The sequence below is a fragment of the Mycobacterium sp. URHB0044 genome (genome assembly GCF_000620625.1).
GTDB lineage: Bacteria > Actinomycetota > Actinomycetes > Mycobacteriales > Mycobacteriaceae > Mycobacterium.
On sequence record NZ_JIAW01000019.1, the window covers coordinates 47,441 to 73,560 of the forward strand.

23 protein-coding genes are annotated in these 26,120 nt (G+C 67.4%); 8 read left to right on the plus strand and 15 right to left on the minus strand.

Going from position 1 to position 26,120, the window contains the following annotated elements; all coding sequences use genetic code 11:
- Nucleotides 1-21 precede the first annotated feature (21 nt).
- The 8 genes from solA to N536_RS0128150 all read right to left on the minus strand — a co-directional run bounded on the left by solA (nt 22) and on the right by N536_RS0128150 (nt 10,303).
- Entirely contained in the window at nt 22-1,161 is a 1,140-nt protein-coding gene (gene solA, locus N536_RS0128115; RefSeq protein ID WP_029116656.1) for an N-methyl-L-tryptophan oxidase, read from the minus strand.
- 7 nt (nt 1,162-1,168) lie between these two features.
- Nucleotides 1,169-3,643: an FAD-dependent oxidoreductase gene (locus N536_RS0128120; RefSeq protein ID WP_051574828.1), complete on the minus strand. Its 2,475-nt coding sequence runs from the start codon at nt 3,641-3,643 to the stop codon at nt 1,169-1,171.
- Between the two features lie 147 nt (nt 3,644-3,790).
- On the minus strand, nt 3,791-5,398 hold the full coding sequence (locus N536_RS0128125) for a gamma-glutamyltransferase family protein (RefSeq protein WP_231514663.1): 1,608 nt from the start codon (nt 5,396-5,398) through the stop codon (nt 3,791-3,793).
- Between the two features lie 17 nt (nt 5,399-5,415).
- Entirely contained in the window at nt 5,416-6,198 is a 783-nt protein-coding gene (locus N536_RS0128130) for an amino acid ABC transporter ATP-binding protein (RefSeq protein WP_029116659.1), read from the minus strand.
- Nucleotides 6,199-6,215: 17 nt separating this feature from the next.
- A complete protein-coding gene (locus tag N536_RS0128135) occupies nt 6,216-7,037 on the minus strand; it encodes an amino acid ABC transporter permease (RefSeq protein ID WP_029116660.1) in 822 nt (273 codons plus the stop codon).
- Nucleotides 7,038-7,046: 9 nt separating this feature from the next.
- On the minus strand, nt 7,047-7,898 hold the full coding sequence (locus tag N536_RS0128140) for an ABC transporter substrate-binding protein (RefSeq protein WP_036437908.1): 852 nt from the start codon (nt 7,896-7,898) through the stop codon (nt 7,047-7,049).
- A 171-nt stretch (nt 7,899-8,069) separates the two neighbouring features.
- Entirely contained in the window at nt 8,070-8,747 is a 678-nt protein-coding gene (locus tag N536_RS0128145) for a TetR/AcrR family transcriptional regulator (RefSeq protein ID WP_029116662.1), read from the minus strand.
- A 44-nt stretch (nt 8,748-8,791) separates the two neighbouring features.
- Nucleotides 8,792-10,303, minus strand: coding sequence for a gamma-aminobutyraldehyde dehydrogenase (locus N536_RS0128150; protein ID WP_029116663.1), 1,512 nt, complete (start codon nt 10,301-10,303; stop codon nt 8,792-8,794).
- Nucleotides 10,304-10,425: 122 nt separating this feature from the next.
- On the opposite strand from N536_RS0128150, the gene N536_RS0128155 reads away from it, so the two are divergent.
- From N536_RS0128155 to N536_RS0128170, 4 genes are all read left to right on the plus strand, one after another.
- The gene (locus tag N536_RS0128155) at nt 10,426-10,947 is read left to right on the plus strand and encodes an Lrp/AsnC family transcriptional regulator (protein WP_029116664.1); all 522 of its coding nucleotides are present in this window, start codon (nt 10,426-10,428) and stop codon (nt 10,945-10,947) included.
- The gene (locus N536_RS0128160) at nt 10,944-12,329 is read left to right on the plus strand and encodes an aspartate aminotransferase family protein (protein ID WP_029116665.1); all 1,386 of its coding nucleotides are present in this window, start codon (nt 10,944-10,946) and stop codon (nt 12,327-12,329) included. Before N536_RS0128155 ends, N536_RS0128160 begins: the two co-directional genes overlap by 4 nt.
- A 21-nt stretch (nt 12,330-12,350) precedes the next feature.
- Nucleotides 12,351-13,367, plus strand: coding sequence for an SMP-30/gluconolactonase/LRE family protein (locus N536_RS0128165; protein WP_036437916.1), 1,017 nt, complete (start codon nt 12,351-12,353; stop codon nt 13,365-13,367).
- Between the two features lie 94 nt (nt 13,368-13,461).
- Nucleotides 13,462-14,730 (plus strand): D-alanyl-D-alanine carboxypeptidase family protein, encoded by a 1,269-nt coding sequence (locus tag N536_RS0128170; protein ID WP_369798480.1) that lies wholly within the window; start codon nt 13,462-13,464, stop codon nt 14,728-14,730.
- A 9-nt stretch (nt 14,731-14,739) separates the two neighbouring features.
- Here the strand turns inward: N536_RS0128170 and N536_RS0128175 are convergent, their stop codons facing one another.
- Nucleotides 14,740-16,335, minus strand: a complete 1,596-nt coding sequence (locus tag N536_RS0128175; RefSeq protein ID WP_029116668.1) for an NAD(P)/FAD-dependent oxidoreductase — start codon at nt 16,333-16,335, stop codon at nt 14,740-14,742.
- 87 nt (nt 16,336-16,422) lie between these two features.
- Between N536_RS0128175 and N536_RS0128180 the strand changes: the two genes are divergently transcribed.
- Entirely contained in the window at nt 16,423-16,941 is a 519-nt protein-coding gene (locus tag N536_RS0128180) for a helix-turn-helix domain-containing protein (protein ID WP_029116669.1), read from the plus strand.
- Here N536_RS0128180 and yhjD read toward each other — a convergent pair.
- Genes yhjD through N536_RS0128200 form a run of 4 tightly spaced genes read right to left on the minus strand, consistent with a single transcriptional unit; the run spans nt 16,938 to nt 20,979 of the window.
- A complete protein-coding gene (yhjD, locus tag N536_RS0128185; RefSeq protein ID WP_029116670.1) occupies nt 16,938-17,978 on the minus strand; it encodes an inner membrane protein YhjD in 1,041 nt (346 codons plus the stop codon). The genes N536_RS0128180 and yhjD overlap by 4 nt on opposite strands.
- Nucleotides 17,979-17,995: 17 nt before the next feature.
- The gene (gene trpS / locus N536_RS0128190; protein WP_029116671.1) at nt 17,996-19,012 is read right to left on the minus strand and encodes a tryptophan--tRNA ligase; all 1,017 of its coding nucleotides are present in this window, start codon (nt 19,010-19,012) and stop codon (nt 17,996-17,998) included.
- A 15-nt stretch (nt 19,013-19,027) separates the two neighbouring features.
- The gene (locus N536_RS0128195; RefSeq protein WP_029116672.1) at nt 19,028-19,840 is read right to left on the minus strand and encodes an exodeoxyribonuclease III; all 813 of its coding nucleotides are present in this window, start codon (nt 19,838-19,840) and stop codon (nt 19,028-19,030) included.
- Between the two features lie 11 nt (nt 19,841-19,851).
- On the minus strand, nt 19,852-20,979 hold the full coding sequence (locus N536_RS0128200; RefSeq protein WP_029116673.1) for a Rieske 2Fe-2S domain-containing protein: 1,128 nt from the start codon (nt 20,977-20,979) through the stop codon (nt 19,852-19,854).
- A gap of 82 nt (nt 20,980-21,061) precedes the next feature.
- Here N536_RS0128200 and N536_RS39735 point away from each other — a divergent pair, with 82 nt between their 5' ends.
- Nucleotides 21,062-21,652 carry a TetR/AcrR family transcriptional regulator gene (locus tag N536_RS39735; protein ID WP_231514664.1) on the plus strand — a complete coding sequence of 197 codons (591 nt, stop codon included), beginning with the start codon at nt 21,062-21,064 and terminating at the stop codon, nt 21,650-21,652.
- 76 nt (nt 21,653-21,728) lie between these two features.
- A complete protein-coding gene (locus N536_RS0128210) occupies nt 21,729-22,178 on the plus strand; it encodes a hypothetical protein (protein WP_029116674.1) in 450 nt (149 codons plus the stop codon).
- Nucleotides 22,179-22,190: 12 nt separating this feature from the next.
- Here the strand turns inward: N536_RS0128210 and N536_RS0128215 are convergent, their stop codons facing one another.
- Together N536_RS0128215 and N536_RS0128220 are read right to left on the minus strand one after the other, a co-directional pair.
- Nucleotides 22,191-23,222, minus strand: a complete 1,032-nt coding sequence (locus N536_RS0128215) for an alcohol dehydrogenase catalytic domain-containing protein (RefSeq protein WP_029116675.1) — start codon at nt 23,220-23,222, stop codon at nt 22,191-22,193.
- A gap of 92 nt (nt 23,223-23,314) precedes the next feature.
- On the minus strand, nt 23,315-25,315 hold the full coding sequence (locus tag N536_RS0128220; RefSeq protein ID WP_029116676.1) for a PD40 domain-containing protein: 2,001 nt from the start codon (nt 25,313-25,315) through the stop codon (nt 23,315-23,317).
- On the opposite strand from N536_RS0128220, the gene N536_RS43160 reads away from it, so the two are divergent.
- Complete coding sequence (locus tag N536_RS43160) at nt 25,284-26,024, plus strand: hypothetical protein (protein ID WP_231514665.1); 741 nt, start codon at nt 25,284-25,286, stop codon at nt 26,022-26,024. The genes N536_RS0128220 and N536_RS43160 overlap by 32 nt on opposite strands.
- Nucleotides 26,025-26,120 lie beyond the last annotated feature (96 nt).

Consider the following 26,120-nt stretch of genomic DNA (forward strand, 5'->3'; position numbering starts at 1 on the left):
GTGCCGGAAAGTCGGTCGCGGTCATGAAGTCACCAACCTCTGCGGGTCGAATAGGCCGATGGGGTGTGCGGTGGTCCCCGAGGTCGCGAGGTCGGCGAGGATCTCGCCGACCACAGGCACGAATTTGAAGCCGTGGCCCGAAAAGCCGCATGCCACGGTCACGTTGGCGTATCCCGGGTGTCGCGTGATGACGAAGTGCTCGTCGGCGGTGTTCGAGTACATGCACGTGGCCGAGTGCACGCACTCTCCGGAGAGTGCGGGAAGCAGCTCCGTCACCCGGTCCCGCATGGCATCGATCTCATCCGCGTGCACGACCCGGTCGATCGTGTCCGGCGTGCACACCTGGCCCTTGCGGAAGAACGCGACCTTGACGCCGCCGGCGGGTCCGTCGATCGCCGGGAACCCGTAGATCTGCATGCCGCGGTCGTTCTCGTTGATGAAGATCGGCTGCCCCTCGAACGGCTTGGTCCCGCCGACGGGGTCGAGCCAGTACAGCACCTGCCGCTCCACCGTGATCGGAATGCCCAAGGCGGCCAACAACTCCGGCGCCCAGGCGCCCGGGCAGATCACCACCTGCCCGGCGGTGTAGGTGCCGGCTCCCGTCGTGACCGACACACCGGTCGCGGACTCCGACCAGTCCAACACCTCCTCACCGAAGCGCAGGGTCGCTCCGGCACGGGCGGCGAGGTCGAGGTGCGCGGCCACCGTCATCTCGGGGCGGGCGAACCCGGCCTTGGGCTCGTACAGCCCGATGTCGTCGGGTTGAGGGGTGAAGTTTGGGAACCGGGTGCGGATCTCGCCGGAGTCGAGCACCTCGTGCGGAAGCGACCATTCCCTGCTCGCCCGCAGGCTGCCCGCGACGGTGAGGCAGTCGGGCGGACCGAGGAACAGGCCACCGGTGATCCGGTACACCTCCTGCCCCGAATCGCGGGCCAGTTCCTCCCAGAGTTCGTACGCGCGCAACAACAGCGGCACGTAGGCCGGGTCCTCGAAGTAGGACTGTCGGATGATTCGGGATCCGCCGTGGCTGGACCCCTTGTCGTGTGCCGGGGTGAACTTCTCCAGCCCGAGCACGCGTTGCCCCCTGCTGGCGAGGTGGTAGGCCGCGGCGCTGCCCATGCCGCCAAGGCCGATGACGATGACGTCGTAACTCTCAGCCATGCCGCCGCTACCTTCTGATCCGTGACATCTCGGGGTCCACGACGGGCTCGGTGTGCACGGTGGCGGCAAAGGTGGTCGTCAAGTAGTCGACCGCGACCTGGGCACCTGGCTCGAGATCGGCAGGCAGCCAGGCGTAGGCGATGCTGCGACCGATGGTCGCAGAGTAGCCCGCGCTGGTGACGTACCCGACGGTCGCGCCGCCCACGCTCACCGGTTCCTTGCCGAGCACGACGGCGTCCGGATCGTCGAACACGATGCTGCGCAGCGTCTTCGTCGGCGGTTGCGCCTCGGCCAACGCACGCTTACCGACGAAGTCGTCCTTCGCCGGCCGTACCGCGAAGTCGACCCCAGCGGCGGCGGGGGTGTGCTCGGTGGTCATGTCGGAACCCCACGCGCGGTAGCCCTTCTCCAGCCGCAGGCTGTTGAAGGCGATCTGTCCTGCGGCGATCGCCTGGTGAGGGCGTCCCGCCTCCCACAGCAGATCCCACAGTGCCGCACCGCATTCGGCCGTGGTGTAGATCTCCCAGCCCAGCTCACCGACGTACGAGACGCGCATCATGGTGACCGGGATCGACCCGAGGTGCGTCTGCAGCGCGCGGAAGTACTTGAACGACTCGTTGGACAGGTCGTCACGGCACAGCGGCTGCACCAGCGATCGTGCCTCCGGTCCCCACACGCCGACGCAGCACGTGCCGCCGGTGATGTCGCGCACCGTGACGCTGCCGTCGGCGGGCAGCTGCCTGCTCAGCCAGTCGAAGTCCATGGGTCCGTTCGCGCCGACCTGGAAGAGCTCGGGTGTCAGCCGCGCGACCGTGAGATCGCTTCGGATGCCGCCGGTTTCGTCGAGCAGCAGGGTGTAGGTCACCGAGCCGACGCTCTTGGCGACGTTGTTGGTGGTCAGGCGTTGGAGGAAGTCCAGCGCGCCAGGGCCTGCAACCTCGTAGCGCGTCAGCGGCGTCATGTCGTAGAGCGCCACGTGCTCACGGGTCCAGCGCGCCTCGGCGACCGAGATCGGCGAGTAGAACCGTGCGGACCACTCGTCGCGTTGCGGCACCTGCAGCCCCTGGTCACGCAACGTCTCCAACAGCCCGGCGTTGGCCTCGTACCATGCCGGGCGTTCCCAGCACCGGACCTCGAAGAAGAACGCGCCGAGCTCGCGCTCGCGCTGATGAAACGGGCTGACCCGCAGATTGCGCGGCGCATCCCGGTACTGGTGTGGGTGGACGATGTCGTACACCTCCACGAACGCCTGCGCACTGGTGCGGCTGACGAAATCCGGGCTGAGCGCGGCCTTTTCGAACCGGTACAGATCGCATTCGTGCACGTCGGTTCGCGGCGCACCGTCGACGATCCACTCGGCCATCGCCTTGGCGACGCCTGCCGAGTGGGTGACCCATACCGCCTCGGCTACCCAGAAGCCGCTCAGCTCGCGATGCTCCCCCATGATGGAGAAGCCATCGGGCGTGAACGAGAAGATCCCGTTGAAGCCCTCCTCGACCTTGGCGTCGCCGAGCACCGGCAACAGAGCGGCGCTCGCCGCCCACGCGGGTGCGAAGTCGTCGTCGGTGAAGGGCAGCATCGACGGCATGGCCTCGTCGGCCGAATCCTCCAGCAGGGTGGCCATTTCGACCGGCATGGGGCGATGCCCGTAGTAGCCGATGCCCAACCGGTCGCCGTGTTGCCGGTAGTACAGATCCTCGTCCTGGTGGCGCAGGATGGGCAGCCGCGCCCCGTCACTGCCGTCGTCGATCGGCGGTAACCCGGGCACCTGCCCCGTCTTGGCGTACTGATGTGCCATCGGTACCAAGGGAACCGTCAGACCGACTCGCGCGCCCAGCTCGGCACCCCAGAAGCCCGCAGCGGACACCACGACGTCGGCGTCGAACACGTCACCTGCGACAGTGCGCACCCCGGTGACCCTGCCGCCCTGCTGCAGCACCTCGGCGACGTCCTGATGGCCGAGGAACCGCGCTCCGGCCGCCGTCGCGCGCTGGGCCTGCGCTTCGACCGCGCGGACGGCCAATGCCAAACCATCTGCGGGAGTGTGGAATCCACCGAGAACGCGGTCGCGATCAAGCAGCGGGTGCAGCGCCAGGCACTCCTCGGAGTCGAGCAGCTGCCCCTCGATACCCCACGACCGTGCCCATCCGGCCTTGCGATGCAGGTCCGTCCAGCGCTGCGGGGTGGTCGCGACCTCGAGTCCGCCGACCGCATTGAAGGCGTCCAGCGCAGAGAACTTCTCGACGGTGTAGCGGGCGAACTCGGTCATGGTCTTCGACGGGTTCGTCTGGAACACCAGCCCCGGTGCGTGTGACGTCGAGCCGCCGGTCGAGAAGAGCGGGCCGCGGTCCAGGACGGTCACGTCGCTGCACCCGCGCTGGGTGAGTTCGTCGGCAAGGGACGCGCCCACCACACCGGCACCGATGATGACGACCTTCGGCTGACGCACGTGGGCCTCCCCTTGGTGCGCATGGCGCAACATGTACCGTAATAAGCAACTTAATCGTGAGGCGCGCGCCCTGGTCTGTCAACCCAGGCGGCGAAGTTATTTCTGCACGAAAGCGCCCGCCGAACACCAGCCCGTGTGCGAAGGCCCTCGAAGGTCTCGCACCCGAGCTCGTGCTCGGCGTTAGGAGCCCGTCAGTCGCGGGTAGTGCGCGACGATCGCCGCGCCGTCTGACCGTGGGTCCGAGGCAGCCGTCATCGACCCGTCGGCACCCACGAACACCACGTTGGCCTGCCCGAGTGTCTCGGTGTGCGCCGCGACGCTGGTCACCATCAAGCCGGCGCGGCCGATCGAGTCCACGGCCGCCGGCTGTACATCGGCCTCGACGGTCACCGAATCGGTTGTGTTGCCGTCCGCCTGGAGGCCGACGATCGCGCGCGGAGCGCTGACCGCAGCCTGTGCCGTCGCCCCTTCGACAGCGCGCAGTAACACCTGCGCCAGGATCTGCGGTTGGCCCTGCCCGCCCATCGTCGCCAACACGTGGCGTGGGGCGCCTTGATACATCGTCATGGCAGGCATCAGGGTGTGGGCGGGCCGCTTGCGCGGCGCAATGACGTTCGGCGAGGCCGCGTCCAGACTGAAACTGGTCCCGCGATTGTGGAACAGGATCCCGGTCTGCGGGTCGATCAGTCCCGAGCCGAAGGCGTGGTACACGCTCTGAATGAGCGACACCGCATACCCTTCGCCGTCATGGGCGGCGACGCCGACCGTGTCACCGTGCGGCACCAGCGACAGGCCTGCGGCCGCCCCACCCACGTCGCCAACCTCGTCGAGATCGTCATTCACCAGGGCGGCCACGTCGACCGCAGTATGCCGCGGGTCGGCCAGGAACTCCGCGCGTAACGCATTGCCGCGGTGGAAGACTCGTAGCAGCGCACCAAGCCCGAGCCCCGTCGGGTCGTCGATGCCGAGTTCCTCGACGGCGCGTAGCGCCCGCAGTAGCAGGAAGCCGTGCGTGTTCGGCGGGCTGGTCAGTACGGTGAGGTCACGGAACGTCACCGAGATCGGCTCGACCACCTCGGGCTGGAATGCCGCGAAGTCCTCAGCCGTCAACGATGATCCACGCGAGCGGAGGAAGTCGACGGAACGTTCGGCGAGTTCACCGGCGTAGAAGTCATCCGGCCCGGCCTGCCGGAGCTTCGCGAACGTATCCGCCAGCGCGGGCTGGGCGAAAGGGTCCCCCTCGCGAAGGGGCACACCCCCCGGGCGGAACACCCGGTCGAAGTCTTCGGTGCCGACGAGGTCGGAGTTTTCCGTGTCCGCGATGTGGGTGGCCAGGGACCTCGCCACCGGCGCGCCTTCTCTGGCAGTGCACTCCGCGGCATGCAGGGTGTAGTCCCAGGAAAGGCGGGCGCCCATGCGGCGCAAGCCTTCCCAGCCGCGAACGCCGCCGGGCACCGTCACCGCATCCGCACCGCGAGCCGGTAACCGGCCACCGTGCCGTGCTCGCAGGGCATGCGGGTCGACGGCAGCGCCGGCCCACCCGGATGCGTTGAGACACCGTACGGTTCCGTCCGGTGTGGTGACGAGCGCGATGAGATCACCGCCGAGGGCGACGTTGTGCGGATAGACGACGGTCAGTACCGCGGCGGCGGCGATGGCGGCATCGATGGCATTGCCGCCGTCGCGGTAGGCACGCATCCCTGCCTCGGTTGCCAGCGCGTGCGGGGTGGCCAGCGCCCCGGTGGACGACGTCGGCTCTGAGTGGTTGAACGCTGAGTGGTTGAACAAGATACGAAGGCTCCCGATCAGCTGATGGTGGACAGAAACGCCCTGGTGCGGTCGTGTTGCGGGGCGCTGAACAACTTGTCGGGCGCAGCGTCCTCGATGATCCGGCCCGCGTCCATGACGACGATGCGATCGGCGACGTCACGGGCGAACCGCATCTCGTGGGTGACGACGATCATCGTCATGTGATCGGACGCTAGCTCCCGCATCACCGCGAGAACCTCACCGACCATCTCAACATCCAGGGCGCTGGTCGGCTCGTCGAACAGCATCACCTTGGGGCGCATGGCCAACGCCCGCGCGATCGCGACTCGTTGTTGTTGCCCACCCGACAGCTGACTCGGCCGGGAGTCGGCCTTGTCCGCCAGACCCACGCGCTCCAACAGGACCAGAGCATCCTGGCGTGCCTTGTCCTTCTGCGTCCCCAGCACCCGCACTGGTCCGTTCCACACGTTCTCGGCTGCCGTCATGTGCGGGAACAAGTTGAAATGCTGGAAGACGAAGCCGATTTCGCGCCGCCGCCGCGCAAGCTCCGTGGTGCCAACCCGTTTCGTACCGGTGAGGTCGCGATGCCCGATAGGCACGCCGTCGACAAGGATCGAACCACCGTCGACCTGCTCGAGGTGGTTCAACGACCGCAGCAGGGTGGTCTTGCCTGCCCCGGACGGGCCGATCAGCACGACGACCTGTCCCCGCATGACGTCGAGGCTGACGTCGTCGAGGACCTTGCGACCGCCGAGCGTGCAGGACACCCCGCGAACCGAAACGATGGGCGCCGAGGACGAATCCGCGGTGACACTCATGGCCGACTCCTTCACGTTCACGATGCTGTCACCCCTGGCGCCGGGGCGAGCGAAGCGACGGGAGATGTTTGAAGGGCCGGCGTAGCGCGGCGGGCGCCGAGGAGCCGCTGGGTGATCGGGATCCGTTGCTCGATGCCGAGCTGGCGCGTCAACCGGCTCTCGATGTAGGCCTGGATGAACGTCCAGATCGTGGTCAGCGCGAGGTAGTAGATCGCGGCGACGATGAAGATCTCGAAGGTGTGGAAGGTGTACGAGCTGATCGACTGGGTGACCAGGAACATCTCGCTGACCCCGATGACGGACAGCACCGATGTCGTCTTCATCATGCCGTTGAAGGAGTTGCCGAGCGGGGGAACCATGACGCGCAATGCCTGCGGCATGATGATCCACCGCATCACCTTGCCCGGCTTCATGCCGATCGCCGCCGCCGCTTCGAACTGGCCCTTCGGTACGGAATCCAGTCCGGCACGTATGATTTCGGCGATGTAGGCGCTCTCGTTGATCATCAGCCCGAGGATCGCGGCTTGCACCGCGGCCTTCATCGACATGCCGAGCAGTGAGAGGTCGTGGAACTGGTAGAGGCCAACGGCGGCGAGGCCGGTGTAGATGATCACCAGTTGCACCAACAGCGGTGTCCCGCGGATCACCCAGATGTACACGCCGGCAGCCCAACGCAGCGGACCGAACCGGGAGCGCCGCATGAGCGCGACCACCAGACCCGCGACGATGGCCAGCACCATCGCCACCACCGAGATCACGATGGTCAGCACGAGTCCGTCCAGGAACGGCTCACTCGGCGTGAAGAGGGCCTTCCAGAAGAACTGCCAATCGAAGTCCATGACGGTCGATCACTTCTGGATGCTGAGGTCGGTCTGACCCCACTCGGCGATGATCTTCGCGTAGGTACCGTTGCCCTCTACCTCGGCCAGCGCCTGCGCAATTGCGTTGTGCAGCTCCGTGTTTCCCTTCAGCGTGGCCGCGCCGATCTTGATGGTGCCGAACGGCTGCCCGGCCATCTGGATCTTGGCGCCCGTCTTGGTGGCGTAGTAACCCAGCGTCTCAGCGGTGTCGAGGTAGGCATCGACCTGACCGTTCTGGACCTGCTGAATCGACACGTCGGCATGGCTGTTTCGAGTGATGTCGACAGCCTGTTTGCCTGCCGCCGTGCACTTGTCGGACTGCTCCTGCGACAGCGACTCGGCCGTCGTAGCGACCGCGACGATCACCTTCTTGCCGCACAGGGTGTCGTCCATCCCGGTGATGTCGGCCGGCTTCTCCTTCGACACCGCGATGCCGGTGCCCGAGTACACGTAGGGCACGAAGTCGACGACCTTTTCGCGCTCGGGCTTGATGTACAGCTGGGCCATGATGACGTCGCACTGCTTGGCCTGCAGTGTCGGGATGACCGCAGAGAAGGCGGACTCGACGAAGTCGGGTTTGAGCCCGAGTTGCCCGGCGATGGCCTTGCCGAGGTCGACCTCGCTGCCCACCAGGGCACCGGTCTCGTCGTGGTAGACGTTTGGTGGTGTCCCGTCGTTGGGCGCACAGATCTTGAGCGTTCCCGCTTGCAGGATCGCCGGTGGGGCGACCTTCGCAGGTCCGGTGGAGGCGGGCGTCGCGTCATCGGGTGACGACGAGCAGCCGGACAGGGCGAGGGCGATGACGCTCGCGACGACGCCTGCGATGGCGGTCTTGTTCACGGTTCCTCCATGAGTCAGTTGACTGTCGATCCGGGCGCATCGTCGGCGCGCGCCACTTGCCTATCGGACGATAGGCGTCTATCGGTCGATAGGCATCTTTTCGGCGAAAGTCGTCGGCCTTCGCGCTGGTGCCACGCGCACAGAAAGGCTTGCGATAAGCGAAACCGCAGGTCAGAGGACCGCGGCGGTCGTGATCTCCTCGAGGCGGTTCGACGTGACCGCACGTACCCGATCCAGGGTCGCTGGTTCGACGAGCAGCGCCCGCAAGACGAAGTCGGCGGCCTGCAACGGCCGGTCCTCCCGGATTCGGCCGCTCGGTCCGCCCTGCTCGCGGAGCGTCTCGAACAGCACGCCGTTCACCGCGCGCTGGATGAAACTCGGTTCGAAGTCCACGAACTCGCTCGCCTCCCGACCGCCGGAGACCAGGCGCTCGATCAACTCGTGGAACAGCGCGATGCCCTCGCGCTCGGCGGCGAACTCATCCAAGCCGAGCACCGCGTCCTGGTAGAGGCCGCGCGCGTCGAAGGGCTGGACCAGGTACTCACGCACGTCGCACGCGATGGTCAGATGCAGCTTCTCGGCCCACGTCGAGTCCTCGTCGAGGCGACGGAAGATGCGGTCGATGGACGGGCCGAGATCGAGTTCGATCAACGTCCGAAAGATGACGTGCTTGGCATCGAAGTGATGAAACAGCGACGGCTGCCTGATCTGCACGGCCTCGGCGATGTCACGGGTGGAGGTGCCGAAATACCCACGCTGGGCGAACAACTCCGACGCCGCCAGCAGAATCCGGCCGCGCGTCGAGGTCCAGTCGACGACCGCCGGTTCCCAGCCATGCCCGTACTTCACCGCTCGATTGTGTCACCGAGCCCACGGGCCACCCCGGATGCCGCCTACCGCTTGGTGAAAATCGTACGGTGCCAGGCCTTGTCGGCCACGCCAGTGATGTCGCTCATCACGTGCTTGATGGTGAGGTACTCCTCGAACGAGTAGTCACTCATGTCCTTGCCGAACCCCGAGGCGCCGACGCCGCCGTGCGGCATCTCGCTGATGATCGGGATGTGGTCGTTGATCCACACGCAGCCGGCCTTGATCTCGCGGGACGCCCGCTGGGCCCGGTACACGTCCCGCGTCCAGGCCGACGCCGCCAGCCCGTACTCCGTGTCGTTGGCCTGCCGGATCGCGTCGTCGTCATCGGTGAATGGCCGGGCCACGAGCACCGGCCCGAAGACCTCGTCGCGGTAGATCTCGGAGGTCTCGCCCACGTCGGCGATCAGCGTCGGGCGGTAGAACGAGCCCGGCAGGTCCGGGATCGTCCCGCCGGTCGCGATGCGTCCGCCCTGATCGGGGGCGCGGCTGACCATGGCGGCCACCTTGTCGCGGTGTGCCATCGTGATCAGCGGCCCCAGGTCGGTGTCCGGGTCGTGCGGATCACCGACGACGATGCCGCTCATCACCTCGGCCACTCCCGCGACGAAGTCGTCGTACAGGTCGCGCGCGACGATTGCCCTGGTCGCGGCCGTGCAGTCCTGCCCGGTGTTGATCAGCGACGCGGCGACCGCGCCCTGGATCGCGGCGTCCAGATCCGCGTCGTCGAACACCACGAACGGTGCCTTGCCACCGAGTTCCAGCTGGGTGCGGTGGCCGTGCACGGCAGCCGCCGCCATCACCCGGCGACCCACCGCCGTCGATCCGGTGAAGGTGACGACGTCGACGTCGCGGTGGCCCGCGAGTGCGGTCCCGACGTCGGCGCCCGCCCCCGTCACGACATTGAGCACACCGTCGGGCAGCCCCGCCGCACTCGCCAGCCGGGCCAGCGCGAGGGTGGTGAGCGGCGTGATCTCGGCGGGCTTGATGACGACGGCACAGCCGGCGGCCAACGCAGGAAGCACCTTCCAGACCGCCATCTGCAGCGGGTAGTTCCACGGGGTGATGGTGGCGACGACGCCGACGGCTTCGCGTCGGATGCTCGAGGTGTGATCGCCGGAATACTCGGCGCTGGCCTTACCTTCGAGATGTCGTGCCGCACCGGCGAAGAAGTCGATGTTGTCGATGCTGCCCGGCACGTCGAATTCCCGTGCCAGTCGCACCGGCTTGCCGGTCTGGCTGACCTCCTCGGCCACCAGGTCCTCGGCATGCTCGCGGGCCAGCTCGGCGAGTTTGGCCAGCACCGCCGACCGCTCGCCGGGCGTTGCGGAGGCCCAAGCCGGCAACGCCGCGCGTGCCGAGGCCACGGCGGCGTCGACGTCGGAGACGGTGGCCAGCGCGTACTGCGCGACCACGCCCGCGTTCGCCGGATTGACGATCTGGAACCCGTGTCCGTCGCCCGCCACCGCGCTGCCGTCGATCCAATTGGCTGCCACACTTGCGGGAGCGGCGACGCCCCGAGAATCGGCCAAAGTCATGGCTCAACGCTAGCCGACCCGGTCACGACGGGCTACGCATTACCCCGGTGGAAGCGGTCCTCGACGCGTGATTTCATCGGGATGGTTGCCTGATTCGACGGATTCCGTGCACAATCATGTCCATGGTCAAGCCGGAAGGGTCGCCCGGCATCCAAGCCGTCTCGTTGCGAATCAACCAGTCCCGGCCCGGTGCCGCCTATCAACTCGATGAACTCTCCAAGGCGATCATCGACAAGTTGCAGCAGGACGGCCGGCGATCGTATGCGGGCATCGGGAAGGCGGTCGGCCTGTCCGAGGCCGCCGTACGCCAGCGCGTCCAGCGCATGGTCGACGCAGGCGTCATGCAAATCGTGGCCGTCACCGATCCCATGCAACTGGGCTTCGCGCGTCAAGCCATGATCGGCATCCGCTGCACCGGCGACACCACCAAGGTCGCCGACAAGTTGGCCGCCATCGAATCCGTCGACTACGTCGTACTCACCGCAGGGTCGTTCGACGCCATCGTCGAGGTGGTCTGCGAGGACGACGGGGACCTCCTCGACCTGCTCAACACGAAGATTCGCGCCGTACCGGGAGTGATATCCACCGAAACCTTGGTTTACCTGAAACTTGTCAAACAGCAATACAATTGGGGCACTAGATGACAACAACTGATATGCGTCAAGAAGTTTCGACCGATCTGGGCGCGAAGGCCAGCCGCCACCTGTGGGGGCACTTCGCCCGTCACGGCGAGGGCATCACCCCGCCGATCATCACCCGCGGCGAAGGTGTGATGATCTGGGATGACAAGGGCCGCAGCTACATCGACGGGCTGTCGGGCCTGTTCGTGGTCCAGGTCGGGCACGGCCGCAAGGAACTCGCCGAAGCCGCTGCCAAGCAGGCCGAAACGCTGTCGTTCTTCCCGCTGTGGTCCTACGCCACGCCGCCGGCGATCGAGCTCGCCGAACGCATCGCCGGTTACGCGCCGGGCGACCTCAACCGGGTCTTCTTCACCACGGGCGGCGGCGAGGCCGTCGAGAGCGCATGGAAGCTGGCCAAGAACTTCTTCAAGCTGACCGGCAAACCCGGTAAGCACAAGGTGATTTCGCGTGCCATCGCCTACCACGGCACCCCGCAGGGCGCCCTGGCCATCACCGGCCTGCCCGCATTCAAGGAGCAGTTCGAGCCGCTCACCCCGGGCGGCTTCCGCGCCCCCAACACGAACTTCTACCGCGCACCCGAGCTCTACTCGCACGACCCCAAGGCGTTCGGCCGCTACTGCGCCGACCGCATCGCCGAGGCCATCGAGTTCGAAGGCCCCGACACCGTGTGCGCGGTGTTCCTGGAGCCGGTGCAAAACGCAGGCGGTTGCTTCCCGCCGCCGCCCGGGTACTTCGAGCGGGTCCGCGAGATCTGCGACGAGTACGACGTGCTGCTGGTCTCCGACGAGGTGATCTGCGCCTACGGTCGCATCGGCTCGATGTTCGCCTGCGATGACTTCGGCTACGTGCCCGACATCATCACCTGCGCCAAGGGCCTGACCTCGGGCTACTCCCCGATCGGCGCGATGATCGCCAGCGACCGCCTGTTCGAGCCGTTCAACGACGGCAAGACCACCTTCGCCCACGGCTACACGTTCGGCGGGCACCCGGTGTCGTCGGCGGTGGCGTTGGCCAACCTCGACATCTTCGAACGCGAAGGTCTCAACGACCACGTCAAGGAGCTGGCGCCGGCGTTCCGGGCGACCCTGGAGAAGCTGTACGACCTGCCGATCGTCGGCGACGTGCGCGGTGAGGGCTTCTTCTACGGCATCGAATTGGTCAAGGACAAGGTCACCAAGGAGACGTTCAACGACGAGGAATCCGAGCGGCTGCTGCGCGGTTTCCTTACGCCCGCGATCTACGAGGCCGGGTTGTACTGCCGCGCCGACGATCGTGGCGACCCAGTCGTGCAGCTCGCGCCGCCGCTGATCAGTGGCCAGAAGGAGTTCGACGCGATCTACGAGATCCTGCACGGCGTGTTGAGCGAAGCAGGCCGACGCCTCTGACTCCCGCGCTAACGTCGACCGGTGGCGCCGACGACGAATCGTAAGCCCCCGATCGATCCGGTGCGGTGGCAACCGCCGCAGGTCGACCCGTTGCCGGACTTCCCGGCCGCCGAGATCACGGTCGTGCCCTTACCCGGCGACGGTCCCGAAGACGTCGTCGTCGACGGCGACGGTCAGATCTGGGCGGGCCTGACCGACGGCCGGATCGTGCGGATCTCACCCAACGGCGGGGAACCGGCGGTGGTCGCCAAGACGGACGGCCGCCCGCTCGGGCTGACGGTGGCTCGCGACGGGCGGCTGTTGATCTGCACCAGCCCTGGCGGCTTGCTGGCGCTGGACGCGTCGAGCGGCAGGCTCGAAACGCTCGTCGAGGACGTGGACGGCCGACGGCTGCAGTTCTGCTCGAACGTCGTCGAAATGCCGGACGGCACGATCTTCTTCACCGAGTCGACGAGTGCCTTCACCTACGCGCACTTCAAGGGAGCGGTGCTGGAGGCGCGTCCCCGCGGCACCCTGTTCCGTCGCGATCCCGACGGCACGGTGTTGACCGTCGTGCCGGGGTTGTACTTCGCCAACGGAGTCACACCGACGGCGGACGGGTCGGCGCTGGTATTCGCAGAAACGATGGGCCGACGGCTGTCGAAGTACTGGCTCACCGGCGACCAAGCGGGCGCGGTGACGCCGTTGGTGAGCAATCTGCCCGGGCATCCCGACAACATGTCGACGGGCGCCGACGGCCGTATCTGGGTGGCGATGGTCTCTCCAGTCAACGCCGCCGCCGAATGGCTGGCGCCGCGCTGGCCCGCCTTGCGCAAGCTCCTGTGGAAGATGCCGGAACGACTGCTTCCCCAGATCAAGCCCGAGGTCTGGGCGGTGGCGTTCGATCCCGACGACGGAACACCCGTCGCAGGGTTGCGCACCACTCACCCGGCGTTCGGTTCGGTGACCGGCCTCGTCGAGGCCGACGGCAAACTGTGGCTGGGCACCATCGCGTTTCCGGCCGTCGGGTGTGCGGAGCTGTCAGCGCTCGGTCTGTAGCCCAGCCCGGCAAGTCACGTAGATAACTCCAACCACACCAGTCACAGCGTGGCTCCCCCGAATCAGGCTGCCGATCCCCTAATCTGCGCACACGATGGCGAACTCACGGATGTTCCGCACGCGCGCGTTGTGCCAGGTGGCGGCGCTCGCGATGCTCGCTGGGCCACTGCTCGTCGGCATGCCGACGGCAAGTGCCGAACCCGACGCCGCCCCGGACGCGAACGCCTGCCCGTACCGCGTCGCGACGCCGCCTGCGGTCGACTCGTCCGAGGTTCCGACAGCCGGCGATCCGCCCGCCCCGCTACCGGTCCCGGCTACCCCGCTCGGCGGCGACGCCCTGTCCGGCTGCGGCGCCATCACCGCGCCAGGCACACCACCACTGCCCGACGACGTGTCGGCGGAGGCGTGGTTGGTCGCCGACCTCGACACCGGTGAGGTCATCGCCGCGAAGGACCCACACGGCAGGCACCGCCCCGCCAGCATCATCAAGGTCCTGGTCGCCATGCAGTCGATCAACGAACTGCCGATCAACAAGCGCGTCGTCGGTACGAACGAGGACGCGGGTGCGGAAGGCACCAGGGTGGGCGTCGACCCCGGCGGCCTCTACACGGTCAACGACTTGCTCCACGGCCTGCTCATGCATTCGGGCAACGACGCCGCGCACGCCCTGGCCGTTCAGCTCGGCGGCATGGACGTCGCGCTCGGCAAGATCAACGACCTCGCGGTCAAGCTCGGCGGCCGCGACACCCGCGCGGCCACGCCGTCGGGCCTGGACGGTCCCGGCATGAGCACCTCCGCCTACGACATCGGGCTGTTCTACCGCTACGCCTGGCAGAACGCCATCTTCACCGACATCGTGGCGACGCAAAAGTACGACTTCCCCGGCGCCCCAGCCCGTCCCGACGTGCCGGGCGACGAGGAACACCCGGGCTACGAACTGGAGAACGACAACCAACTGCTCTACAACTACCCCGGCGCGATGGGCGGAAAGACCGGCTACACCGACGACGCAGGCCAGACCTTCGTCGGTGCGGCCAACCGCGACGGACGCCGCCTGGTGGCGGTGCTGCTGCGCGGCACCCGCCAGCCGATCGCCCCGTGGGAGCAGGCGGCGCATCTGCTCGACTACGGGTTCGCGACCGCGCCGGGTACCAAGGTCGGCACGTTGGTCGAGCCCGATCCTGCGCTCCGTCCGAACCAAACCGATCCGGCCGCCAACCCCGCGGCCGCCCAGGCCGTCGCGGCCTCGCTTCCGCCTGCCGACGCGACGCCGGTCAGGGTGGGCGTGGGCGTCGTCGGCGCCGTGGTGGTGTTCGGCTTGATCATGGGCGCGCGCTCGCTGAACCGTCGCCCCGAGGCGTAATCGCCGACGTCAGTTGTCGGTTGACAGGTCCCCGAAGACGTCTCGGCCCAGCACGGCCGAGGCTGCGACGGCGCCGCCCATGATGGCGCCGCTGACGCCGGCGGCGGCGACGTCCTGGCCGGACAGATACAGGCTCGGAACGTGGGTGTGAGAACTCAACCCCTGCAGCGCGAATCGACTCGGGCTGTGCGCCAGTGACATGAAGTCGCCGTACTGCCTGCCGAGGAAGTGGTTGAAGCTCAACGGCGTCGCGAGCTCGACGTGGTCGATCCGGCCGTCCAGCTGCGGGCAGAAGCGCAGGACCTGTCCCAGCAGTTCGTCGGTCAGCCGGCGTTTGAGTTCCTCGTACTCGGCGCCGCGGCGCATCCACGCGCTGTCTGCGTACGGCGCGAAGAGCTCCCAGCTCGTCAGGCCGCCGATGTCGATGGTGGCCCGCCCGGGATGGCGGTCCGCCCACGACGGATCCTTGGCCGACGGGAACGACAGGAAGTACAGCGGCATCGGGGTGTGCTGCGGATCGGCCTCGAACGCGGCGATCTCGGCGTCGATGTCCGGCCCGCTGTGCGCCCAGACGTTGGTTCCGTCCAGCCCCAATTCGGCGTCGGTGGCGCGGATTCCGATGTTGAGAATGACCCACGGCAGCGAGGATCCGACCGATCGGACCGCATCGACCAGTCCCGCGTCCACGGCCTGCGCGGGCACCAACTTCGTCAACGTGTTGACAGCGCCGGCGTCGCTGATCACCACCGGAGCGCGGAACTCGCGACCGTCGCGCATCGTCACGCCGCACGCCTTGCCGTCGTCGTCCAGCAGGACCGACGCCACTTCGGCGGCGACCAGCACCGCACCCGCAGCGCCAACGATCACGTCCGCGGTCGTCTCGGCGAGGCGGCCCGATCCGCCGACGGGGAAGCTGGCGCCGTCGACGTAGTGCCGAATGAGCATGGCGTGCATGGCGAATGATGCCTTGCCCGGCGACAGGCAGTAGTCGCCGAAGTGACCGCACAGTACGGCCTTCAGCTCCGTGTTGGCGGTGAGGTCGTCGAGCACCTCGGAGACCGTGCGATCCGAAACGGTGCGAAAGGGCTCACACATGTCGCGGTAGAGCGAGTCCGCCAGATCGTGCGGAACGGCCCGGTGGGCGAAGAAGCTGCGAGCCGTGCGGTTGCCCGCGAAGACGAGCTCGACGTAGCGGTCGATCGCGGCGGCCTCTCCGGGAAAGTACTCCTTCATCCGGGTCTTGAATGCGTCTGCGCCGGAGGGATATTCGTAGGAGCGGTCAGCGATGACGATGCGGTTGTAGACGTCGGGCATGCGCTCCCACTCGAGCTTGCCGCCGCTGATGTAGTCGAAGATGCGGCGCAGCGTGCTGGTGGGCCGGTGTACCTCGCCCATGTAGTGCAGCCCGGCGTCCCATTCGTATCCGGCCCTGCGGAACGTCTGCGTCGCTCCCCCGGCCGTCGTGTGCCGCTCCAGGACGAGGACCCGCTGCCCGGCCCGCGCGAGAAAGGCCGCCGCGGTCATGCCGCCGATCCCGGACCCGACGACGATCGCATCCCACGAATCGGCGACGCTGCTGCGGTGATAGCTCTCTCCGGTGGTCACTGGCTCGCCTCCACGGCTGACTTCGGTTATCAGAAGTCAGCCTAATGCGCGGATAGAGTTGGCACAAACAACGAGGTTGGAGACGACGTGAGCCATTCCGCCGAAGCCGCCCAGACCGGCAAGGGCGCCCGCTGGGACCGCGACGCGTGGGATCTGGAACCCGACTCGATCGTTCTCGCGCTCGAAGCGCTGCAACCCCGCACCAGTGGCGCGATCATCCGCGAGGCCTTCTACGGCACCCGCCGATTCGACGACTTCCTGCGGCACTGCGGCGTCAGCCCGAGCGTGCTCTCGACGCGCCTGCGCGCGATGGTGTCCGACGGCCTTCTGGAGAAGGTGCCCTACCAGGCGCCCGGTGCCCGCGCTCGTGACGAATACCGGCTGACCGACAAGGGCCGCAGTCTCGCACCGATACTCATCGCGCTCAATGACTTTGCCGACCGCTGGCTGCTGGATGCCGGCGAGTCAACCGTCTCCTTGCGCCACCGCCAGTGTGGTGAGCCGGTCCACGCGACCGTGACGTGTGAAGCCGGCCATCAGATCTCGACCGCCGCCGACGTCGTCGCCTCGCCCGGCCCCGCGGCCCGGCCGGCCGACCCGCGCTAGCGTTTCCGCAGTCGCGAAAGCCCGAGTGCGCCAACGGCACCCACCGCGGCGGCAGCGAGCGCGCCACCGGCGCCCAGCCCTTCGCGGACCTGGACCCGGGTGGTGATTTGTGCGGGATCGGGCGGGCTCACCGGTGCGTCCACGAGATTGTCCGGCGCCGTCGCGGCCCACGCCGTCGAGAACAGGATCAACCGCGCGGTGATGTAGGCGAACACCATCAGACCCAGTACCGGGCCGAACGTCGCCCCCGCCGGTCCGTGCAACACCGACTTCAGATAGATCGACGCCACCTGTTTGAAGATCTCGAACGCCACGGCGGCCAACAGGCCCGCGCGCATCGAGCTGCGTAGCGTGACCGACTCACGGGGCAGCCGAGCGATGATCCAGGTGAACAGCAGCCACGAGATCAGCACCGACACCAACAGCGACGCCACTCGCAGTGCCACACCGACGCCCGGAACGTCCTGCAGCCCAACCGATTGCAGCACATGCCGCATCAGATCCGAACTACCAAGAGCCGTCAGGGCGATGGTGACGACGATCGCGGCGAACAGTCCGACGATGGCAAGCAGATCGGACAACTTCGTGCGAAGAAAGCCCGGTGGATCGTGGCGCAGCAGGCCCCACATCTGCGTCAGCGCCTCACGCAGGTTGGCCATCCAGCCCAACCCGGCCCACGCAGCGGTGGCCAAACCGATGATGCCGACCGAGGTCCGTGACTCGATCGCCGAGTCCATCAAGTCGACGAGTTGGTTACCCAAGTCGCCCGACACCGCTCCCTTGATCCGCCCCTGCAGCTCGGCCAGCAACTCCGGCTGGCTCGCCAGGATGAAGCCGCCGACCGCGAAGGCGACCATGATCAGCGGGAACAACGCGAAGATCGTGAAGTACGTGATGCCCGCGGCGTAGAAGTCGCCCTTGCTGTCCTTGTACCGCTCCTGGGCCGCCATGACGTGGTCGAACCACCCGAACCGGGCCCGCAGCCGGTCCATGACACCCGGCTTGCTTGGGCTTTCCGGCTCCGCCGGAGATGTCATGTCCGGCCTCCCAACCGTTACCCGCGTGGCGCCAAGAACCCTAGCCGGTCATATACCCGCTGCAAGGTCTGCGCAGACACCTCGTTGGCCCGCCGCGCACCCGCTGCGAGTACTGACTCCAGTTCGGCGGGGTCGGCCAGCATCTCGTCCACCCGGGCCTTGATCGGCGTGACGAACTCCACGACGGCCTCGGCGGTCTCGGTCTTCAAGTCGCCGTAGCCGCGCCCGGCGTAACCCTCGACCAACTTGTCGACGTCGGTCCCGGTGACGGCGGCCTGAATGGTCAACAGGTTGGACACGCCGGGCTTGGCCTCGGGGTCGAAGCGGATCTCGCGCTCGCTGTCGGTGACGGCGGAGCGGATCTTCTTGGCCGTCACCTTGGGGTCGTCGAGCAGGCTGATCAGGCCGGCATCGGTGGCGGCGGACTTGCTCATCTTCGCCGACGGGTCCTGCAGGTCGTAGATCTTCGCGGTCGCCTTGGGGATCATCGGTTCGGGTACGACGAAGGTGTCGGCGAAGCGGGAGTTGAATCGCTGCGCGACGTCGCGGGCCAGTTCGAGGTGCTGGCGCTGATCCTCGCCGACGGGGACGAGGTCGGTGTCGTAGAGCAGCACGTCGGCCGCCATCAAGACGGGATAGGTGAACAGGCCCACCGTCGTCGCGTCGGCGCCCTGCTTCTGCGACTTGTCCTTGAACTGCGTCATCCGCGAAGCCTGCCCGAACCCGGTGAAACAGCCGAGCACCCAAGCCAATTCGGAATGCGACGGGACGTGGCTCTGCACGAAGACGGTGCTGCGGGCCGGGTCGATGCCCAGCGCAAGGTACTGCGCGGCGGTCACCAGCGTGCGACGCCTCAGCGTCTGCGGTTCCTGCTGGACGGTGATCGCGTGCAGGTCGACGACGCAGAAGTAGGCGTCGTAGTCGTCCTGCATCCCCACCCAGTGCTTGACGGCACCCAACGCGTTGCCGAGGTGCAGGGAGTCAGACGTGGGCTGCACGCCGGAGAAGACGACGCGCTTATCTGTGGTGCTCATGATGGCTCAATACTTTCACGCCGGGCCAAGGCCATATTCGACGGTCACCGGCGCGTGGTCGGACCAGCGCAGTGCGTAAGCGTCGGCCCGTTCCACCCGCGCATTGACCGCGCACGGCGCAAGCGCGGCGCTGGCGAGCTGGTAGTCGATCCGCCAGCCGGCGTCGTTGTCGAACGCCTTGCCGCGCCACGACCACCAGCTGTAGGGGCCGGCGACGCCGGGATGCAGGACGCGCACGACGTCGACCCAGCCCGTCGCCAGCAGGTCGGTCAGCCACTGGCGTTCACTCGGCAGGAAGCCCGACTTCTTCCGGTTGGCCTTCCATGCCTTGATGTCGGCCTCGGTGTGCGCGATGTTCCAGTCGCCACACACCACCGCACCGCGCGACGACGCGTTCAGCACCGCCATCCGGGCCGCGACGGCGGCCATGAACCTCTCCTTCTCCAGTTGCCGGTCGGTGTCGGCCTCGCCGGTCGGGAAGTACACGCTGGCCACCGTCAGGTCACCGGTGTCGACTTCGAGATAGCGTCCGTGCGAGGCGAACTCGTCGGCGTCGGGCCCGATCCGGACGCGGGTGATCGGGTGCCGGCTCAGCACGGCGACCCCGTTGCGGCCCTTCAGGTGCGGGTCGGCCGACGCCAGGTGCCAACCGTCGGCCAGCGCCGGCGTCAGCGCGTCGGCCAGCTGTTCGTCGTCGGCCCGCGTCTCCTGTAGGCAGACGACGTCCGCCGTCGTCTCCTTCAGCCAGGCCAGCAGCCCGAGATTCTCGGTCGACCTCTGCTTGACCGCTGCGCGGATTCCGTTGACGTTGATGGTGCTGACGATCACGGAGCAAGACCCTAGTGGCGGGCGAGGTTCTCCTCGACTTCGCGCTGCCACACCACGTTCGCGTGGGTGGTGTCCACCTCGAGTTCGAACCGGTTCACCATGTCGTCGGTGACGTCGGCGACGTCGACGTAGAACTGCTCGTACCACCGGCGGTGCTGGTAGACGGCGCCGTCCTCCTCGGTGAGCAGGGGGTTGTCGATGCGTGTCTTGTGTTTCCAGACCTCGACGTCGTCGAGGAAGCCCTCGCCGAAGTTCTTGCTCAGCGTCGCGGCCAGCTTGGCGGACTTGTCCGAGGGAAGGCCAGGGATGTTCTGGACCGCGACACCCCACTGCAGGACGAAGGAGTCGTGGCTGACCGGGTAGTGGCAGTTGATCAGCACGACCTCCAACGTCATGTCGGGCGCGACGTCGTTGTGCAGCCAGTTGATCATGTAGGCGGGCCCGAAGTATGTGGCCTCCGACCGCAGATTGGTTCCCTCCCACAGCTGTTCGTAGTTGGCGGTGGTGTCGGGGCGCGCCTTGGACTGCATGAACTGACTGGCCGTATGGCCCTCGATGACGTTCTTGAAGTACGTCGGGTACGCGTGGTGGATGTAGAAGAAGTGCGCCATGTCGACGTTGTTGTCGACGATCTCGCGGCAGTGGCTGCCCTCGATCAGCACCGATTCCCAGGTCCATGGCGACCAGGCGCCTGCGTCCATGCCCTCGATCCGGGGCGGAGTCAGTTCCGGCGGCGGCGTGCTGCCCTCCGGGTCGTGCCACACCAGCAGTTGGCCGTTGAGTTCCTGGCACGGCCAGCGCCGGGTGCGCGCGAGACGCGGCGTCCGTCGGGCATAGGGAACCTCGACGCAGCGGCCCGTCGAGCCCTGCCAGCGCCAGTCGTGGAACGGGCACGCCACGGTGTCGCCCTTGATCGTCCCCATCGACAGGTCACCGCCCATGTGGCGGCAGTACCCGTCGAGGACGTTGATCTGGCCGTCCGGACCGGCGAACACCACCAGTTTGGTGCCGAACGCGGTAATCCCGTGCGGCGCCCCGTCGCGGAAGGGCTCGGCCAGTCCGAGGCAGTGCCAGCCCCTCGCGAAGCGCGTCATGGGGATACCCGCATCGATTTCGCGGACCTGTTCAGCAGCAGTCATCGGGACGTCCTTCTCGAAGCGGGCGATACCCGAGTTAAGCACATTCGCTTAATCAGCGGAACCGAACTCTATGCTGCTCTTCGTGGACCGTGGTTCCCGATCGAAGGACGCGCTGCTCGACGCCGCCGAGCGGCTGATCGCCGAGCGCGGGTTCGACGTGCCGCTGCGCGACATCGCGCACGCCGCGGGCCAGCGCAACAACTCCGCGGTGAACTACCACTTCCGCACAAGGCAGGACCTGCTCGACGCCGTCGTGGCGCGCAGGCTTCTGCCGATGGAACGCGAGCGGGAGCGGATGCTGACCGACCTCGACCACCACCGCGCCACGGACGTCCACGCGCTCATGCGCATCCTGGTTCTGCCGCTGGTAAACCTCGAGAGCACGCACTACGCCCGTTTCCTACAGGTGGTCGCGCCCCGACTGCGGACGGAGCCGATGGATTCGGCCGAGACGGCGTGGCCCCGCGTACTGGACGCGTTGTCGCACGCGGTGCCCTTCGCCGATCGCCGAGCCCGGCACCGTCGGGTCTCCGCGGTCGCCACCGCGATGTTCGCCCTGGTGGCCGAACACGAGCGGGCCGCAGAGGCGGGCGGCGCCGGAGATGACGATGCCGAGGAGATCGTGCACATGCTGGCCGCCATGCTGACCGCACCGAGCCCGCGCCTCGTCTGACGAACCGCTCGCACAGCGGTGACGGCCATGCATGGCCTAGGTTGTGCACAGCGACGTCGGCAGCGGAGGTACATCGATGACCCACCCATTCGTTCCGCCCGATTTCGTGGTTCCCCGCGAATTGCGCAGCGCCGACTTCGTTCTCGAACCGTTGGGCCCGCAACACAACTCATCCGACCATGCGGCGTGGATGTCGAGCATTCCGCATCTGCAGGCCACGCCTGGGTTCACGGACTATGACTGGCCGCCGGACGAGGGTCTGCCGTCGGAGGAGAATCTGGCCGACATGGTCCGGCACGCCGATGAATTCGAGCAACGGGTCGCGTTCGCCTATACCGTGCTGCAACCCGGTACCGACGAGGTGATCGGTTGCGTCTACCTCAACCCAGGCGAGGCTCCTGGCAGCGTCGACGTCCGTTCCTGGGTGCGAGCCGACGTCGCCGATCTCGACGGCACGCTGCGGCAGTCCGTCCGCGCCTGGCTGGCCGAAGCGTGGCCGTTCGATGCGGTCGCGTACGCGGGCTGAACTGGCCTTCCCTTACCCAGCCGGATCGAGGATCACCTTCACGCATTCCGGGCTGCGCGCGGCGACCGCGGCGTAGGCCTCGGCGGCAGCCGACAACGGGAACCGGTGGGTGAAGATGCCGTCGGTGCGCAGCGTCCCTTCGGCCACCAACGGCACCAGGTCCGTCCAGGTCTGCTGAATGGGTGCGATCGTCATCCGCAGCGTCAGGCTGCGCATCAGTGCCATCAAGATCGGCAGCGGATACGGGTTGAGGTCGTGCACCCCGAGGACGGATACGGTGCCGTCCGCGCGCACGCTGCCGAGTGCGTCGTCGAGGGTGGCGTTCAGGGCCACCGCGTCGATCACGCTGTCGGCCCCGCGGCCGTCGGTGTGTTCGAGCACCGCGGCTACCGTCGGCCCCTCCAGTGCGACGGCCCCGGATTCGACGGCAAGGGCGCGGCGACCCGCGACCGGATCGGCGGCGAGCACGGTGCCTGCGCCAAGGGCGAACGCTGCCCGCACCGCGCACAGCCCGACCGCGCCGAGGCCGATGACCACGACGGTGCCTCCGGGCGGGATGTCGGCCTTCTTCGCGCCGATCCACCCCGTGGACAGGTTGTCGGTGAGCAGCAGCGCCGCCTCGTCGTCCACGCCGTCCGGGATGCGCAGCAGTTGGAAGTCGGCGGCGGGCACCGCGACCGCCGTGGCCTGACCGGCGCCAAGCACGCCCGAACCGAATACCTGCATGCCGTTCACGCACCGCGCCGGGTTGCCCGTCGCGCAGCCGTCGCACCGCCCGCATCCGGTGACCGACGCCGCGAGCACCCGGTCGCCGACCCGGACACTGGACACCTCGGGGCCGAGTTCGACTACCGTGCCAATGAATTCGTGACCGACGGCGACACCGTCCCCGACCGGCAGGTCGCCGTCGTAGAAGTGCAGATCCGATCCGCAGATCGCGGCGGACTCGACCGCGACGACCGCCCCGTCGAGGCCCGGCGGCACCGGGTCGGGCGCCTCACGAACCTCGACGGAGCCTGGACCGGTGATGACGACGTTGTGCATCTGGTTCCTCGCATGCCGGGTCGTCGCTCGTCGACGACGCCGTCAGGGTACGGCGCGCCGCTCGCGTCCCAACGCGCCTCCCCTGCTACCGACTAAGCGTCGGCCCGAGTTTCGGCGAGCCTGTTCGGATCCAGGAGCACCAGCAAGTCTCCGTCGAGGCTTGACCTGATCATCGAACCGGGGTTTTCCGGGGTGTTCGTCCCCGCGGTCGTCGGGGTGATCTTTCGCGTGAGCTTGTTGATGGTGACGTCGCCCCTCAGGTAACCGGTTTGGGCTCCCGAGACGGTGATGTCGGCGTAATAGCGGATGGTGTTCTGGCTCGCGGTGGTGCTCGTCGATTCCGTGCCGTTCAGGATCAATCCGTCCACGTTGACGTAATCGACGTAGGTGACGGTGCGCAGCGTTGCCGCCGCATTCGTCGGATCGGGCACCTCGGTGATCGTCGCGGTGCCGCCTCCGGCGCCGGCATGGGTTCCGACCGGAGGCAGCGCGAGCGTGGTGGGAACGGACTCGCTCAGCGTCGGGGCCCACGTCGGATCTGGAGTCACCAGATCACCCTGGACGGTCCCGACGCTGGTCGTGTACTGCAGGTTGGCGACGACCAGCCGCGACACCCCCGGATCCGGGGAACCGAGCGGCGCGGCCTGCGCCTCCCAGAACGCGACCGAGGTGCCGTCGGTATTCCAACTGGCCATGCTTCGGGCGTTGTAGTTGTCGCCTTCGTCCTCGGGCGTGCTGGGGTCGTCGGCGACGAACAGCGGAATTCCGTTCTCGCCCTTGAGCTCGTCCTCTACCGCGATCAACCATTCCTGGTTCGAGACGTTCGTGGCATTCGTTCCCGCAAAGGCCTCGTAGACGGCGCCCTGGATCTGTGCCGGCAGGAACGGCGGCCGCACGATCCTCGTCATCGGCGTCAGCGCGTCGAACGTGCGGGTACTTCCGACCGCGATCCACCCGAGGTTGGGTGACATGTCGACGTCCTCCTCGTAGTCGAGGTTGGTGGTCAGCCGGGTCACCTTCCCGGTGGCCAGGTCGACCACGACGTCATCGACGTTGCCCATCTCGTATTGCCCGCCGGTGATGATCACGCCCTTGCCGTCGGGGGTCCATTGCTTGGCCTCACCGACGGGGAAGACCACCCGCGCGTCGTCGATGTGATATTCGGCTGCACCAGTGACCGCATTGGTGGCTCGGACGAGCTTGCCCACGACCGGCACCGCCGTGAAGTTGCCGGTCTGGCCCAGCTGAATCTGGCTGAACACCACGTACTTCCCGTCGGGCGAGATCCTCATCTCGCGTTGCGGGTCCAAGGCGCGGGCAGCCGACGGCGGCGTGATGACCGGGACCAACTGATTTGTGGTGGGTTCGTAGACGACGTACGAGTTCGGGGCGGTCGCAACCTGGATCATGAGCCGGCCGTCGGGACCGGGCGCCACCCTGGTCAGGTTGGCGGTGATGTTCGGCGAGAGGCCGCAGGTGACGCATCGGAGGTCGGTGCCGTCGACGTTGACCTGATGGATCTCGGTCCGGGTGCCGCCGGGGGGTGTGACGGCGAAGTAGAGGGACTTTCCATCAGCGCTGAAGCGCGGAGTGTTCGGGTTGACGTAGCCGGAGGGCAGGTCCACGATCATCCGCTGGACGGTGGGGTTGAGCACCGTGAGCCCGAAGCTGGCCTGTTCGCCGCGCGGGCTGAACAGACTCAGTACGTTGAACTTGCCGTCGGTGACGGACACCGTGAACGAATCGAGCTGCGCCGCAGTGTAGTTGATGTCATTCGGCGTGTAGGTGAAGTTGCCGGTCGCCTGGTCGATCGTCAACGTGCCGTGCTGCGGTCCTTGCGTGACGGTGTAGGTCAGCTGGTCGCCCTCGGAGTCGCTCGCACCCAGATTGCCGGTGACGGTCTGCCCGGTCTGCACCGTGGTGGTCGGGTTGTAGTTGATCGTCGGGGCTTGGTTGAACACGTTGCGCCGCACCCACGCCAGCACCGCCCACACCACCGGGGTCAACGGCTCCGGCGTGTTGGGTGCCGGCGCGAGGAACGGATTGAGCAGATTGGTGACGATGCCGTTGAGGAAGCCGAGTGGGCCGGACAAGGCGACCTGGGGCGTCGGCGGCGCGGCCTCCGTGACCGCCGGGGTGGTGAGTGCACTGCTTGCGGCGTTGGCGCTCAACGTATTCGCCGCTGGCACTGCGTTCGACTCGGTGGGCGTCGCGGATGGTTTCACGACGGCCTCCACGACTGCCACCGAGGCGGCGGGCGTCGACGAGGTGCTGCCCGGCGTCGTCGCCGCCGCGTTCACGACGGCGGAGTGTTCGGAGTTCGATTCGGTCCTTGCGGGGGTCGACGTTGTCAGCTCGGCCTCCGGCGGAGTGGTCGGCGCAGTGGGCTCGGTCGTCTCGACCGGGACGGACGGTTCGCTCGGCGATGCCGGAACCTCGACGCCGCCAGTGGTTTCGGGCTCGGTGGTGCTGCTGTGCGCTCCGCCGCTGCTGCTCACGGTGACACCGGTGCCCACCTGGGTGGTCGATGACGTCGCGCCGGTGGTCCCGGTGGCGCCGGTGGTCGTGGTGGAAGTGCCGCCGCTCGGCGTTGACCCTGCGGCGGTCGACGTCGACTCGGTCTTGGTGGGCTCGCTGGACGACGTGGCGGTTCCCGTGGCCGACGTGGTGGACGTGGCCGTCGCCGCGGAATCGGTCGAGGACTCAGCGGACGGGGCACCGGTTTCAGCTGAGGCGACTCCCAGTCCGTATCCGGTTGATACGGCCGCCACCAGCCAGATCGCCACCGCGAGCCCTCCGTAACCGCCGAGCTGGGCTGCGCTCTTCATCGCTCGTGGGGCTGACTCCGGGCGGTTGCTCAACATGGCGGGTCCATTTCGTTAGCGAAGCTGTGATTTA